The sequence below is a fragment of the Sphingomonas sp. DMC8 genome (assembly GCF_056314185.1).
In genome coordinates this window covers 212,021-226,078 of the sequence record NZ_JBQUYV010000001.1, presented here as the reverse complement: position 1 = coordinate 226,078, position 14,058 = coordinate 212,021, and the positions used below count along the sequence as shown (strand labels likewise).

Annotated in this window: 10 protein-coding genes; 8 read left to right on the top strand and 2 right to left on the bottom strand. The window is 67.0% G+C overall.

What is annotated here, in order from left to right:
* Positions 1-91 precede the first annotated feature (91 nt).
* Genes ACT53K_RS01055 through ACT53K_RS01035 form a run of 5 tightly spaced genes read left to right on the top strand, consistent with a single transcriptional unit; the run spans position 92 to position 7,799 of the window.
* Positions 92-1,480: a TIGR03013 family XrtA/PEP-CTERM system glycosyltransferase gene (locus tag ACT53K_RS01055; RefSeq protein ID WP_476226671.1), complete on the top strand. Its 1,389-nt coding sequence runs from the start codon at positions 92-94 to the stop codon at positions 1,478-1,480.
* Positions 1,480-3,546 carry an XrtA/PEP-CTERM system histidine kinase PrsK gene (prsK, locus tag ACT53K_RS01050; RefSeq protein ID WP_476226670.1) on the top strand — a complete coding sequence of 689 codons (2,067 nt, stop codon included), beginning with the start codon at positions 1,480-1,482 and terminating at the stop codon, positions 3,544-3,546. Before ACT53K_RS01055 ends, prsK begins: the two co-directional genes overlap by 1 nt.
* Positions 3,543-4,907, top strand: a complete 1,365-nt coding sequence (gene prsR / locus ACT53K_RS01045; protein WP_476226668.1) for a PEP-CTERM-box response regulator transcription factor — start codon at positions 3,543-3,545, stop codon at positions 4,905-4,907. The genes prsK and prsR overlap by 4 nt, the downstream gene beginning before the upstream one ends.
* Positions 4,891-6,966, top strand: coding sequence for a tetratricopeptide repeat protein (locus ACT53K_RS01040; RefSeq protein ID WP_476226667.1), 2,076 nt, complete (start codon positions 4,891-4,893; stop codon positions 6,964-6,966). The genes prsR and ACT53K_RS01040 overlap by 17 nt, the downstream gene beginning before the upstream one ends.
* Positions 6,967-6,989: 23 nt before the next feature.
* Positions 6,990-7,799: a DUF815 domain-containing protein gene (locus ACT53K_RS01035; protein WP_476226666.1), complete on the top strand. Its 810-nt coding sequence runs from the start codon at positions 6,990-6,992 to the stop codon at positions 7,797-7,799.
* Between the two features lie 670 nt (positions 7,800-8,469).
* Here the strand turns inward: ACT53K_RS01035 and ACT53K_RS01030 are convergent.
* Positions 8,470-10,257, bottom strand: coding sequence for an ABC-F family ATP-binding cassette domain-containing protein (locus ACT53K_RS01030; RefSeq protein WP_476226665.1), 1,788 nt, complete (start codon positions 10,255-10,257; stop codon positions 8,470-8,472).
* Between the two features lie 104 nt (positions 10,258-10,361).
* Between ACT53K_RS01030 and ACT53K_RS01025 the strand changes: the two genes are divergently transcribed.
* The 3 genes from ACT53K_RS01025 to ACT53K_RS01015 all read left to right on the top strand — a co-directional run bounded on the left by ACT53K_RS01025 (position 10,362) and on the right by ACT53K_RS01015 (position 12,902).
* Entirely contained in the window at positions 10,362-10,706 is a 345-nt protein-coding gene (locus ACT53K_RS01025) for a hypothetical protein (RefSeq protein ID WP_476226664.1), read from the top strand.
* Between the two features lie 31 nt (positions 10,707-10,737).
* Positions 10,738-11,400, top strand: coding sequence for a response regulator transcription factor (locus tag ACT53K_RS01020; RefSeq protein WP_476226663.1), 663 nt, complete (start codon positions 10,738-10,740; stop codon positions 11,398-11,400).
* Between the two features lie 83 nt (positions 11,401-11,483).
* Positions 11,484-12,902, top strand: coding sequence for a sensor histidine kinase (locus ACT53K_RS01015; RefSeq protein WP_476227266.1), 1,419 nt, complete (start codon positions 11,484-11,486; stop codon positions 12,900-12,902).
* A 151-nt stretch (positions 12,903-13,053) separates the two neighbouring features.
* Here the strand turns inward: ACT53K_RS01015 and ACT53K_RS01010 are convergent, their stop codons facing one another.
* Positions 13,054-14,052, bottom strand: coding sequence for an LLM class flavin-dependent oxidoreductase (locus ACT53K_RS01010; RefSeq protein ID WP_476226662.1), 999 nt, complete (start codon positions 14,050-14,052; stop codon positions 13,054-13,056).
* Between the last annotated feature and the right edge of the window lie 6 nt (positions 14,053-14,058).

Sequence of the window (14,058 nt, the reverse complement as noted above, 5' to 3'; positions counted from 1 at the left end):
GCGGATAACGGTTGCGTTTTTCCGGCCTTCCCCGGGTCTTGCTTTGCGCGTGTCGGATTCGTTTACACTTCGCCGTTAATGCGGAGAAACGATGACCCGCCTTTTCAAGCAATATGTGCCCAACGCGGTACTGCTGCTCGGCTTGCTGGATGCCGCGGCGCTTGTCGCATCCGGCGAGCTCGGGTGGCAGTTGCGCGCCCATCAGATCGGCATGCTGCCGGGCGCGATCGACACGCGCTGGCCACAGCTGACCAGTTTTGCCGTTGCGCTCGAAATCACCATGATCGCAGTCGGCGTCTATGGCTCCCATGCCCTCCAGTCACTGCGCCAGGCGCTTGCCCGGCTCATCGTTTCGATCTGTATCGGTGTGATCGCGCTCAGCGTGCTCTACTTCCTGATTCCGCCGATCGGCTTCTGGCGCTCGAACCTTCTCTATGCTGCGGTGTTCGCCATCGTGCTGCTGATGCTGCTGCGCATCCTGCTCGGCAAGACGCTGGGCAGTCACGCCTTCAAGCGGCGGATCGTCGTGCTGGGCGCCGGCCCCCGCGCCGCCCGGCTCAAGACATTGTCCAAGCTGCCAGGTGCCAGCTTTGCCGTGGTGGGCTATATCGCGATGAGCGAAGCAAACCGCGTGATCCCCGAGGCGATCGCGCGCGACGCCATCTATAATCTGGCGGACCATGTGGTGCTGCTCAACGCCAGCGAAGTCGTGCTCGCGCTTGAGGAGCGGCGCAACGCACTGCCGCTGAAGGACTTGCTGCGGATCAAGACCACCGGCGTCCATGTCAACGAAATCTCCACCTTTCTGGAACGAGAGACGGGTCGGGTTGACCTCGACAGCGTCAATCCCAGCTGGCTGATCTTTTCCGACGGCTTCTCGTCGGGACGGATGGTGTCGAGCGTGTTCAAGCGAGTGTTCGACATCGTCGCCAGCATGGTGCTGCTCACGACGATGGTACCGCTGATCCTGGTGACGGCCGTCCTGATCAAACTGGAAAGCCGCGGCCCTGCGCTATACCGCCAGCGCCGGGTCGGCCTCTATGGCCAGGGCTTCGATGTGATCAAGCTGCGCTCGATGCGTCAGGACGCCGAAGCGCCCGGGGAAGCGGTTTGGGCGGAAAAGGATGACCCGCGCATCACTCGGGTCGGCCGCGTGATCCGCAAGCTGCGCATCGACGAGTTGCCGCAATGCTGGAGTGTGCTGAAAGGCGAAATGAGCTTTGTCGGCCCGCGCCCGGAACGCCCGCAGTTCGTCGAGGATCTGGAACAGAAGCTGCCCTATTACGCCGAACGGCACATGGTAAAGCCGGGTATCACCGGCTGGGCGCAGATCAACTATCCCTATGGTGCCTCGATCGAGGATTCGCGCCAGAAGCTGGAATATGACCTCTATTATGCGAAAAACTACTCGCCCTTCCTCGACCTGCTGATCCTGCTGCAGACGGCTCGCGTCATCCTGTTTCCCGAGGGCGCACGCTGATGGTGACGGCGCTCAGCCTCTGGATGCACGCCCTGGCCGCGTTGCTGTTCGGGGCGCTGACCCTGCGCGCGCTGCGGCGCGGGCGGCGTGGCACTGCGCCGCGCCTGATGTCCTTCGCGATCGGCGCTACCGCGCTCTGGGCGCTCGCAGTTGCCGGCATTGGCGATCGCGAGCTGGTGACGCAGGTCATTGAAGGTGTACGCGACCTTGCCTGGATCGCATTTCTCTTCCGGGTCCATCGCCAGGCAGTAGAAGGGCGGGCACTGCTGGTGCTGAGCAGCGTCTACGCCGTGATCGCTTTCGTCACAGTTGCGGGAATGATCGTCGGGATCGCCGCGCTTGCCCATGGCACATTGCCACAGGCGCACGCGATCGAGTCCGCCGCACTGCTTTTACGCATGCTGGCAGCGGTCGCGGCGCTGGTGATGGTGCAGGCGCTGCACGGCGCATCGGGTGAAACGGCTACGAGCGGCGGGCTGCAATGGCTGGCGCTGGCGATAGGCGGGCTGTGGCTTGCCGATTTCGCGGTGTTCAGCCTGGCCTATCTGGCGGGTAGCTGGTCAGCGACCCTATCCGCGCTGCGGGGTGGCACGATGGTCGGCGTTGCGCTGGCGATGACCGTAGCGCTGCAACGCAAGCGCGAGTGGCGGGTACGCGTATCCCGCACGGTCGCCTATCAATCGCTGTCCGTGGCGGCGGCAGGCGCCTATCTCGCCTTCATCGCCTTCGTCACCAGCGCGCTGGGCTCGCTGGGCGGCGGCAATGCGCGGCTGTTCCAGACGGCGTTCGTGTTCGGATCGACCACCGCGCTGCTGACGTTGCTGTCGAACGACTGGATTCGCGCCTGGGTGAAGGTGCAGCTCGCCAAGCATCTGTTCCGCCATCGCTATGACTATCGTGCCGAATGGATGCACTTCACCGAAACGCTGGGGGCACCAGGCGGCGCGGCCGCACTGGAGGAGCGTATCGTCAAGGCGCTGGCCGATCTGACTGCTTCGCCGGCCGGCCTGTTGCTGCTGCCGGACGGCGCCGGGCTGCTACCCGGCGCAAGCTGGAACTGGGATCGCACCATGTTGCCGATCACCGGCGATCCCGATCTGGAGGCGCATCTGGCGGGCACGGGCCGGATCGTCGATCTGGACGCCGTGCGCGAACAGGGCGACGCATCGCCCGATTGGATCGCAGTGCCGCAATGGATGCTGGACGACAGCAACGCCTGGGTGGTGGTGCCGCTGCCGCATATGGGCCAGCTCGCCGGCGCGGTGCTGCTCGCCCGGCCCGCCGTGCCGCGGCGGCTCGATTGGGAAGATTTCGATCTGCTCAAGGTAGCCGGCAGGCAGGTCGCAAGCCATCTGGCCGAAGCACGCGCGCAAGAAGCCCTGGCCGAAGCGCAGCGGTTCGACGAATTCAACCGACGCTTCGCCTTCATCCTGCACGACATCAAGAATCTGGTGTCGCAACTGACGCTGACCGCGCGCAATGCCGAACGCCACGCCGACAACCCAGAATTCCGCGCAGATATGATCGCGACGCTGAAGGATTCAGCCGAAAGGATGAACGGGTTGCTTGCGCGCCTGAGCCAGCATCATCGCGGTCGCGCCGATCCGCCACAGGCGACCGATGTCGTACCGCTAGTCGAGCGCGTGGCGGCAACGCGGCGCGCGGCGCACCCGATCATCGTCCATGCCCCCCGCAGCGCGGTAGCACTCGCCGACAGCGCCGCGCTCGAACAGGTGCTGGGGCATCTGCTCCAGAACGCGGTCGAGGCCAGCCCTGCAGGCGCGCCGGTGACGCTGGTGATAGCCGCTGACGGGCTGCAGGTGGTAATCGACGTGATCGACCACGGCTGCGGCATGTCCCCGGCCTTTGTCCGCCACGAATTGTTCCGCCCCTTCGTCTCCTCCAAGCCCGGTGGCTTCGGCATCGGCGCATTCGAGGCGCAGCAGCTTGCCCAAGCGATGCAAGCGCGGATCGACGTCACATCGCGGGAGGGCGAAGGTTCGCGCTTCCGTGTCCTCCTCAAGGCGGCCCATGCCGCAGACCTGCCGGCAGAGCGCGCCGCATGACCCAGACGAAACCGGAAGCCATGCCCAAATTGCTGATCGTCGAGGACGATCCCGGCCTGCAGCGTCAGTTGCGCTGGGCCTATGAGGGCTATGCCATCCACTGCGCGGCCAATCGCGACGAGGCAATCACCCTGCTCCGCGCCGAGGAGCCGGCGGTGGTGACGCTCGACCTGGGCCTGCCGCCCGATCCCGACGGCACCAGCGAAGGCTTTGCGACGCTGGAGGCGATCCTGCGGCTGGCGCCTGCGACCAAGGTAATCGTCGCCTCGGGGCATGGCGCGCGGGAATCGATGCTGCGGGCGATCGAGATGGGCGCTTGGGACTTCTACCAGAAGCCGATCGACATCGATACGCTGGGGATGATCGTTGCCCGCGCCTTTCACGTCCACGCCCTGGAAGCGGAGAACCGCCGGCTGGCGGCACGCGCCGAGGCAACGACCGTGCTGGGTGGCATGATCACCGGCGCGCCCGAAATGCTGAAGGTCACGCGCACGATCGAGCGGGTGGCCGGCGCCGATGTATCGGTGATGCTGCTGGGCGCCAGCGGCACCGGCAAGGAGTTGCTGGCGCGGGGGCTGCACGAGGCGAGCCCGCGGGCCAAGGGCAATTTCATCGCGATCAACTGCGCCGCTATTCCCGAAACCTTGCTCGAATCGGAGCTGTTCGGGCACGAGAAGGGCGCTTTTACCGGGGCCGTGAAGACCACCGAGGGCAAGATCGAGCTGGCCCATCGCGGCACGCTGTTCCTCGACGAAGTCGGCGACATTCCACTGCCGTTGCAGGTCAAGCTGCTGCGCTTCCTGCAGGAACGGGTGATCGAGCGGATCGGCGGGCGCAAACCGATCGAAGTCGACACCCGCATCGTCTGCGCCACCCACCAGAATCTGGATGCGATGGTGGCAGACGGGCGGTTCCGCGAAGACCTGTACTACCGGCTCGCCGAGATCGTAGTACGGATTCCCTCGTTGGCGGAGCGGCCAGGCGATGCCGGGCTGCTGGCGCGACATTTCCTCAACAAGTTCGCAGCGGCAATGCACACCGGCCCGAAGACCCTGGCCGCCGATGCACTGGCCGCCATCGATGCCTGGGGCTGGCCCGGCAATGTCCGCGAGCTGGAAAACCGAGTGAAGCGCGCCGCCATCATGGCCGAGGGCAAGTCCGTGACCGCCGAGGATCTCGACCTCGCCCCGCGCGACGATACCCCGATCAACCTGAAGGCGGTGCGCGAAATGGCCGACCGCAAGGCGATCCGCCACGCGCTGGCCCGGGCCGAGGGCAATATCTCGAGCACCGCCAAGCTGCTCGGCATCAGCCGGCCGACACTGTACGACCTGATGAAGGCCTATGACCTTCAACCCTAGGCGCCGACGGCGCGGCAGGAGCACGGCGCTCGCCCGGCGCCTGCTCGTCATCACCGGCGGATTCGCGGCCTTTGCTCTGGCGCTGTTCGCCTTCATTGCCTTTTCCGGCGGAATCGGCACGGGCGGCGGCGATCCGCTGGCGCGCAGTATCGCCCTGCTTAAGGCGGGCAATCCCGATGGCGCCCGCGCCGCCGCACTGCAGGCGGTACGCGCCAGCCCAGACAAGGCCGATGCGCATGTCGCTCTGGCCCGGGCGATGCTGGCCACCGGCGACGGGATCCCCGCCGAAGGTGAAGTGCAGCGCGCAGTGGCGGCAGGCCTCGATGCGAAGCTGGCCGCCCCGCTGCGTGCCCATGCGCTGCTGCTCCAGGGAGACCCGCGCCGCGCGCTGGCAGAGGCGGACAAGACCGCGCCTGCCCTCGCGCCCTACGGCCTGCGCATCCGAGCCCGCGCGCTTGCAGCGCTGGGGCGCACCGCCGATGCCGCCGCCGCCTTCGACCAGGCACTGCGCCTCGCCCCGCGCGACGCGGCGATCTGGAGCGATCTCGGCCGCTTCCGCTATCGCAGCGGCGATCTGCTGGGTGCCGTCCAGGCGGCGAACTGGGCGCTGCAGAACGATCCGGACAATATAGAGGCGCTGGTGCTGCGCGGCGAGCTGGTCCGCAGCCAGTTCGGGCTGACCGGTGCGCTGCCCTGGTTCGAGGCAGCGCTGAAACGTGACCCCGCCTATCACGATGCACTGATCGAATATGCCGCGACACTGGGCGATGCCGGGCGCAGCGTCGATGCGCTCGCCGCGACCCGCCGCGCGCTGGCCACACGGCCGGGCAGCCCACAGGCCTATTATCTGCAGGCCGTGATCGCCGCCCGCGCCGGCGACGACGAACTGGCCCGCAGCCTGATCGACAAGACCCGCGGCGTGCTGGCCGACATGCCGGGCATGCTGCTGCTGGTCGGCGCCATCGACATCGAGCAGGGCGATTACGAACAGGCGATCGAGAAACTGAAACAGCTTGTCGGCCGCCAGCCGATGAACATCACGGCACGCAAGCTGCTCGCCACTGCGCTGCTCCGCACCGATTCCGCCCGCAACGGGATCGACACGCTGCGCCCGGTGCTGCTGCGGCCCGATGCCGACAGCTATGCACTCACGCTCGCCGCCCGCGGCTTCGAGCGGATCGGCGATCGCGCCATGGCCGCGACGTTACTCGACCGCGCCGCCAACCCGGTGCAGGCAACCGCCGGCCCGTTCAGCGCGGATGACAGCCTGGCGGTGCTGCGCGGACCGGCCGCGACCGCGCCGACCGATCCGGCAATCGCCATCCCCTATATCCGCGCGCTGCTCGCCGACGGCCAGCAGGGCGCCGCGTTTGCCCGGGCACAGGAAATCGCCAAGGCCAATCCCGGCGTGCCCGGGGCGCAGCTGCTACTCGGCGACCTGCTGATGCTGCGGCACCAGCCCGGCGATGCCGCCCAGATCTACCGACGCGCCGCCGATCTGCGCTTCGACGAGCCGACGATGCTGCGGCTGGTCGAAGCGCTCGATGCCGCCGGGCGCCGGCCCGAGGCGGCGAATGTGCTGGCGCTGTTCCTGTCACAGAACCCGACCGACATCGCGGCGCTGCGGCTGTCGGGCCAGTGGCAGCTCGCCGCCGGCAACAATGATGCCGCGATCGACACGTTCGAAACGCTGCGCAGCCGGATCGGCGACGGCGATGCCGCGATCAATGCCAGCCTCGCCGCCGCCTATGCCGGGGTCGGCGAAAACGCCCTTGCCCGCGACTTTGGCGAGGCCGCCTATGCGCTGGCGCCGACCAATCCGTCGGTGGCCGATGCCTATGGCTGGGCACTGTTCCGCAGCGGCGACAGCGACGGCGCGCGGCAATTGCTGGAAAAGGCCGTGATGCTGGCACCGCGCCATGCCGGGCTGCGCTGGCATCTGGCGCAGATCCTGGCCGATCTCGGCCAGCGCGATGCGGCGCGGGTGCAGGCACAGGCAGCGCTGGCCGACCCCGCCTTTCCCGACCGCGCGGACGCACAGGCGCTGCTCGCCTCCTGAGCATTTTCGGTTATAGCGCGGGCATGACCGATCCGCTGATCCGCATTGCCGAAGCGCTCGAACGCCTAGCGCCGCCGCCCGCCCCGCCCGCCGATCTGGCGGCGCACCCGGCCTATGTCTGGCGCGGCCGCGACCTGACGCCGGCTCGGGCCTTCGCACCGATGCCGCTGGCGCTGCTGCAAGGCGTGGAGAAGCAGCGGACGGCGCTGCTCGCCAATCTTGAGCGACTGTCGGCGGGCCATGCCGCGCAGGACGTGCTGCTGTGGGGCGCGCGCGGCACCGGCAAATCGGCGCTGGTCAAGGGCGCGGTCGCGGCGGTGCAGGCGGCAGGCGGCCGGCTGGCGCTGGTCGAGGCGGCGACCACGCATCTGGAAACGCTGCCCGAGCTGTTCGCGCTGCTGGCGACGACCGACCGGCCGTTCGCGATCTTCATCGACGATCTCGGCTTCGATGCCGCAGCGGATGCCCGCGCGCTCCGCTCGCTGCTGGAAGGCGGGGCCGAGGCGCGGCCGGGCAATTGCCGGCTGCTGGTCACGTCGAACCGCAGGCACCTGCTGCCGAGGGACATCGAGGCGCAGTCGAGCGCGATCAATCCGCGCGATTCGATCGACGACGAGCTGGCGCTGGCCGACCGGTTCGGCCTGTCGCTGGGCTTCCATGTCGTCGACCAGGACACCTATGTCGCGATCGTCCGGGGCTATGCCGAGGCGCACGGACTGGCGTTCGAGCCCGAGGATGCGATCCAGTGGGCGACCCGGCGCGGCAGCCGGTCGGGCCGGGTGGCGTGGCAATATGTGGTCGAGCTGGCCGGGCGGCAGGGAAAAACGCTGTAGCGGCGAGGCGAAGTTTAGGAAGTTGTGGTCCGTGACACATTTTTTGGGGGAGCAACGGGTTCAAAGAGCGGCCTTTTGCCCCGTTTGGGGCGTCAAGCGCAGAACATATGGGGAACGTTCGTGGGTGGCGCAAGGGTTGGAGGCGTTTATTTGGCGCGTTTCACGCGAAGGCGCCAAGATACTAAGAAGAAATAGGAATTTTTGATTCACGCGGAGACGCGGAGACGCGGCCGCGCGGAGACGCGGAGGGTTGGCATATGCTGCGCCAGCGGTCCTGGACGCCAGCCCCGTACTGATCACACCGAGGCATCGTGTTCCTGCGAAAGCAGGAACACTTATTTAAAGCACCGGGACGGGCTCTGCATCGCCCGATATGGGCAGCTATCACCACCGCATTGCCGCTCCGCGCCTTCGCGCCTTCGCGTGAACACACCTTCTCTTCTTCTCTGCGTCCTTTGCGCCCCTGCGCGAATACCCTCGGCCTTACCCACCGACCTAAATGTCTAGCGCAAACGCGCGCGCGGAATAGATATACTGTCCCCGGATTTCCCTGTCCCCGGATTACCCCCGCTCCCTCGGGCGGGCGTCCCCCTCACCCTTCCCACCGCCTGCGGCGGCGGGCCCCTTCCCTCTCCCACAGGGGGAGAGGGAGTTTGGCATGCCCTACCAACTACCCCAGCCCTTCCACCATCTCCGCCAGCTCCAGCCAGCGCATCTCAGCGGCCTCCTTTTCCGCGCGCAGCTTCGCGATGCCTTCGCTCAGCTTCGCGAACTTCACCGGGTCGCGGGTGTAGAGCGCCGGGTCGGCCAGCGCGGCTTCGTCGCGGGCGATGGTCTGGTCGATTTCCTCGATCCGCTTCGGCAGCAGATCATAGTCGCGCTGGTCCTTGTAGCTGAGCTTGGTGCGCGCCTTGGGGGCTTCCGCCACCGGCGCGGCGGCAGCGGCGGGCTTGCCCGGCTTTTTCGCCTCGATCCGGGGGCGGCGCTTGGCTTCCCAGTCGGCATAGCCGCCGACCACGACATCGACCATGCCGCTGCCGTCGAGCCCCAAAGTCACCGTGACGGTGCGGTCGAGAAAGTCGCGGTCATGGCTGACGATCAGCACCGTACCGGCATAGTCTGCGATTACTTCCTGCAGCAGGTCGAGCGTTTCGAGGTCGAGATCGTTGGTCGGCTCGTCGAGCACCAGCAGGTTCGACGGCCGGGCGAATTCGCGCGCGAGCAGCAGGCGCGAGCGTTCGCCGCCCGAGAGCGTGCCGACCCGCGCCTCGGCGATGCTGGGATCGAACAGGAATTCCTTCAGATAGCCATGGACGTGCTTCTTCACGCCCAGCACCTCGATCCAGTCGCCGCCATCGGCGAGCACGTCGCGCACGCGCTTGTCGGGTGCCATCAGGCTGCGCTGCTGATCGATGATGACGGCGTCGAGCGTCTGCGACAGCTTCACCTCGCCCTCATCGGGCTGAAGCTCGCCAGTCAGCATCTTGAGCAGGGTGGACTTGCCCGCGCCGTTCGACCCGACCAGGCCGATGCGGTCGCCGCGGGTGACGCGGAAGCTGAAGTCCTTGATGATCGTGCGGTCGCCGAAGCGCTTGGTGACGTGCTTCGCGTCGATCACCACCTTGGTCTGGTTGCCGTCCGAGGCAGTGACGAGCGCGGCGGTACCCTGCGGCCCCATCATGCTGGCGCGTTCGGCCCGCATTTCCTTGAGCTTGGCGAGGCGGCCCTGGTTGCGGCGGCGCCTGCCGGTGACGCCGCGCTGGAGCCAGTGCTCCTCGATCTTGAGCTTGGCGTCGAGCCGCTGGGCGTTGCGCTCCTCCTCGGCATAGACCTGTTCGGTCCACGCCTCGAACCCGCCAAAGCCGATTTCGGCGCGGCGGATGGAACCACGATCGAGCCAGAGGGTCTGGCGGGTCAGACGGGTGAGGAAGGTGCGATCGTGGCTGATGACGACAAAGGCACCCTTGTAGCGGGTGAGCCAGTCTTCGAGCCATTCGATCGCGCCGAGATCGAGATGGTTGGTCGGCTCGTCGAGCAGCAGCACATCGGGATCCTGCGCCAGCGCGCGGGCAATGGCGGCGCGGCGACGCTCGCCGCCGCTCGCGGTGGCGGCTTCGCGGCTGAGGTCGATGCCGAGCTGGTCGGCGATCGCCTCCGCCGCATGCTGTGCCGGGGCGTCACTGCCCGAAAGGACATAGTCCATCAGCGTGTTGCAGCCGGCCATGCGCGGTTCCTGTTCGAGCAGGATCACGCGGGTGCCGGGAACGATGGTGCGGCGGCCCTCGTCGCTGTCGATCGCGCCGGCGATCAGCTTGAGCAGGGTCGTCTTGCCCGCGCCGTTGCGGCCGATCAGCGCAAGCCGATCGCGCTCGCCGATATAAAGGTCGAGATTGCGGAAGAGCCAGCCGGACCCCTGCACGAGGCCCAGCCCTTCATAGGAAAGCACCGGAGCAGCCATGCGGCAGCACCTAGGGTCCATGCCCGCAAACGGCAAGCAGCGGGCGATGCATCTATGCCACAATTGCCGAACGGCGGATTAGCGGCGTGTTCAGGGGCTATTCAATGCCCGGACCCTATGCCATGCGGATGCCGATGCTGGTGAAACCCGTTATGTGCGCGCTGCTCGCGAGCCTGATGCTCGTCGGCCCGGCTGCTGCACATTCCAACGGCATCAGCCAGGATCGCGGCCAGGACATGGCGCGACAGCGGCGGGTACAGGGCCAGAATTTGCCGGTGCGCGAGATTGAGCGGCGGGTGATCCCGCTGATGCGGGGCGCGCAATATCTGGGATTCGACTATGATCCCGAAAGCGACGTTTACACGCTCAAGTTCCTGCGCAATGGGTCGGTGATCTGGGTCGAGGTGGATGGCCATAATGGCCAGATCCTGCGGCGTGTCGGCAACTGAAACTAGGCAACGAAAGGACGGGGACCAGCGAATGCGACTTTTGATCGTCGAGGACGAACCCAATCTCGGCATCCAGCTCCGCACCGCGCTGGAAGGTGCCGGCTATGCCGTCGACCTCGCCACCGATGGTGAGGAAGGCCTCTATCTCGGCTCGAACGAGCAATATGACGCGGTGATCCTAGATCTCGGCCTGCCCGAAATCGATGGGCTTACGGTGCTCGATCGCTGGCGCAAGGAAGGTCGGGCGATGCCCGTGCTGGTGCTGACCGCCCGCGATAGCTGGTCGGACAAGGTGGCGGGCCTCGATGCCGGCGCCGACGATTATGTCGCCAAGCCGTTCCAGACCGAGGAACTGATCGCCCGGCTGCGCGCGCTGATCCGTCGCGCCTCGGGCAATGCCTCGGCCGAGCTGACCTCAGGCGACATCCGTCTCGACACGCGCTCGGGCAAGGTCACCAAGGCCGGCGAGCCGGTGAAGCTGACCGCGCAGGAATACAAGCTGCTCAGCTATCTGCTCCACCACAAGGGCAAGGTGGTGAGCCGCACCGAGCTGATCGAGCATATCTACGACCAGGATTTCGACCGCGATTCGAACACGATCGAAGTGTTCGTGACGCGCATCCGCAAGAAGTTGGGTGCCGACGTCATCACCACCATCCGCGGCCTGGGCTATAGCCTCGACGAACCGGCCTGAGGGCATTCCGGGTGGAAAGTGCGTCGCCGTCCGACCTGCCGGAGCACGATCCCGCGCCTGCGGACGCAGCGGAGACGCGCAGCATGGCAGGCGGCGGGCATGCCGAGCCGGACCGAGAAAGCCAGCCGGTGCGTATTACCGGTTCGGTCAGCCGACGCATGCTGGCGGTTGCGACGGCGTGGATTCTGCTGCTGCTAGTCGGCGGCGGATTCGCGCTCGACCGCGTGCTGACCAGCGCGATCACCCGCAATTTCGACGATCAGCTCGACTATCTCGTATCATCGTTGATCGTGTCGGCCGAACTCGACACGCGTGGCGCGGTGACGCTCAACCGCCAGCTTGCCGACCAGCGGTTCCTTGAGCCCAATTCAGGCGCCTATTGGCAGATCAGCGGCAAGGGGTTCGAGCCCTTCCCCTCGATGTCGCTCTGGGATCGCCGCCTGAAAGTGGATGCGGTGCATGACGACCGCGACATCCATTTCTATGACAGCGACGAATTTGTCGACAAGCGCCCCGACGCCCGCCGCGACGATCCCGGCAACCAGCGGCTGCGCATCGCCGAGCGCGACCTGACGCTGCCCGGATCGCCGGTGCGCTGGCGGTTCCAGGTGGCGGAAAGCCGCGACACGCTCGACGCGCAGATTGCCGCCGTGCGCCGCACGCTGGTGCGCAGCTTTGCGCTGCTCGGGCTGGGGCTGGTGCTGATGGCGGCGCTGCAGACCTGGTACGGGCTGTTGCCGCTGCGCAAGGTGCGCAAGGAAATCGCGAGCCTGCGCGCCGGGCGGACCAAGCGCGTCGACGGCCCCTTGCCCGCCGAAGTGGGCCCGATGGTGGCCGAGCTGAACGCGCTGGTCGAGCATAACGACCGCCAGGCCGAAGAGGCGCGGCGCCACGCCGGCAATCTGGCCCATGCGCTGAAGACGCCGCTCAGCGTGATCATGAACGCGGCGGCGGCGGGACAGGCGGACCTGCCCGACACGGTGATCCGCGAGGCGCGGACGATGCGGCGGCAGATCGACCATCACCTCGCCCGCGCCCGCGCCGTCGGCCGGCGCGGCAGCGCGCACAGCCGGGCGGATGTGTGGCCCTCGGTGCAGGCGGTGGAGCGGGCGGTGGCGCGGCTTTACCCCAATGTGCGGATCGACATCGACGGTGCGCACGAGACGATCGCCCATATCGAGCGGCAGGATCTGGACGAGATTTTGGGCAATCTGGTCGAGAACGCCGCCAAATATGGCGGCGGCAGCGTGTTCGTGACGGTGCGGCTGGAGGCCGGCTTCGTCGAAATTCTGGTGGAGGACGACGGCACCGGCATTCCCGAAGCCGACCGCATCCGCATCTTCGATCGCGGCGTACGGCTGGACACGGGCAAGCCCGGCACCGGGCTGGGCCTGGCGATCGTGCGCGACGTTGCCGAAATCTATGGCGGCACCGTCAGCCTCGAAGAAAGCGAGGATCTGGGCGGGCTGCTGGTGCGGCTGCGTTTGCCGGCGGCGGGATGATTTCACCCGTGAAATAATTTGACATTCGCACGCACGAAAGCGGGTGCAGAGATCATGGTGTCGCGGTGCTACGGCTCCCCCGCCGAACGCCGCGACAGCCTGTCACCAGACATTGTCCCCCGTAGGGCGGCAGGCGCCACCCAACGGGGGATCAGGCCGGCACCCGTGCCTGCATCACCTCGGCCGCAATTGCCAGGCTCCGCTTGCGAGCGGCATGATCGAACATCGCGCTGGTCAGCATCAATTCGTCGGCACCGGTGCGTTCCACGAACGCGGCAATCTCGCGTGCAATCTTTGCCGGCCCACCGATCGCCGAGGCCGACAGCACCTGATCGAGCATCGCATTGCCCTGCGGCCCCAGCGTGGCGCGATAGCCGGGCACCGGTGGCGGCAACTGGATGCCGCGCCCGGTCGTGCGGATCGCGACGAACGCCTGTTGCTGCGAGCTGGCGAGCAGTTCGGCCTCTTCGTCGCTGTCTGCTGCGAAAACATTGAAGCCCAGCATCACATGGGGCTTCTCCAGCACCGCAGAGGGCTGGAACTGGCGGCGATAGACGGCAATCGCCTCGTCCATCAGGCCGGGTGCGAAATGCGAGGCGAAGGCATAGGGCAGGCCCAGCATCGCGGCGAGCTGCGCGCCGAACAGGCTGGAGCCGAGAATCCACAGCGCCACCTTTGCCCCCGCCCCCGGCGTGGCGCGTATGCCGGTCTGGCCATCATCGGCAAAGAAGCTCTGCAGCTCGAGCACGTCGCGCGGGAACTGGTTGGCGTCGCTTTCCAGGTTGCGGCGGATCGCAGCGGCGACGCGCTGGTCGGAGCCCGGCGCGCGGCCCAGCCCCAGATCCACTCGGCCCGGAAACAGCGCATCCAGCGTGCCGAACTGTTCGGCAATCTGCAGCGGGGCGTGGTTGGGTAGCATGATGCCGCCCGCGCCGATGCGGATGGAGCGCGTGGCATGGCCGACATGCGCGATCACCACCGAGGTTGCGGCGCTCGCAATCCCCTCCATGCCGTGATGCTCGGCCACCCAATAGCGAGAGAAGCCGAGACTTTCGGCATGAGCGGCCAGATCGGCCGCATTGGCCAGCGCCTGTGCGGCGGTGCCGCCCTGGACGACCGGCACCAGATCGAGCAACGAATACGCAGTCATGCTCCG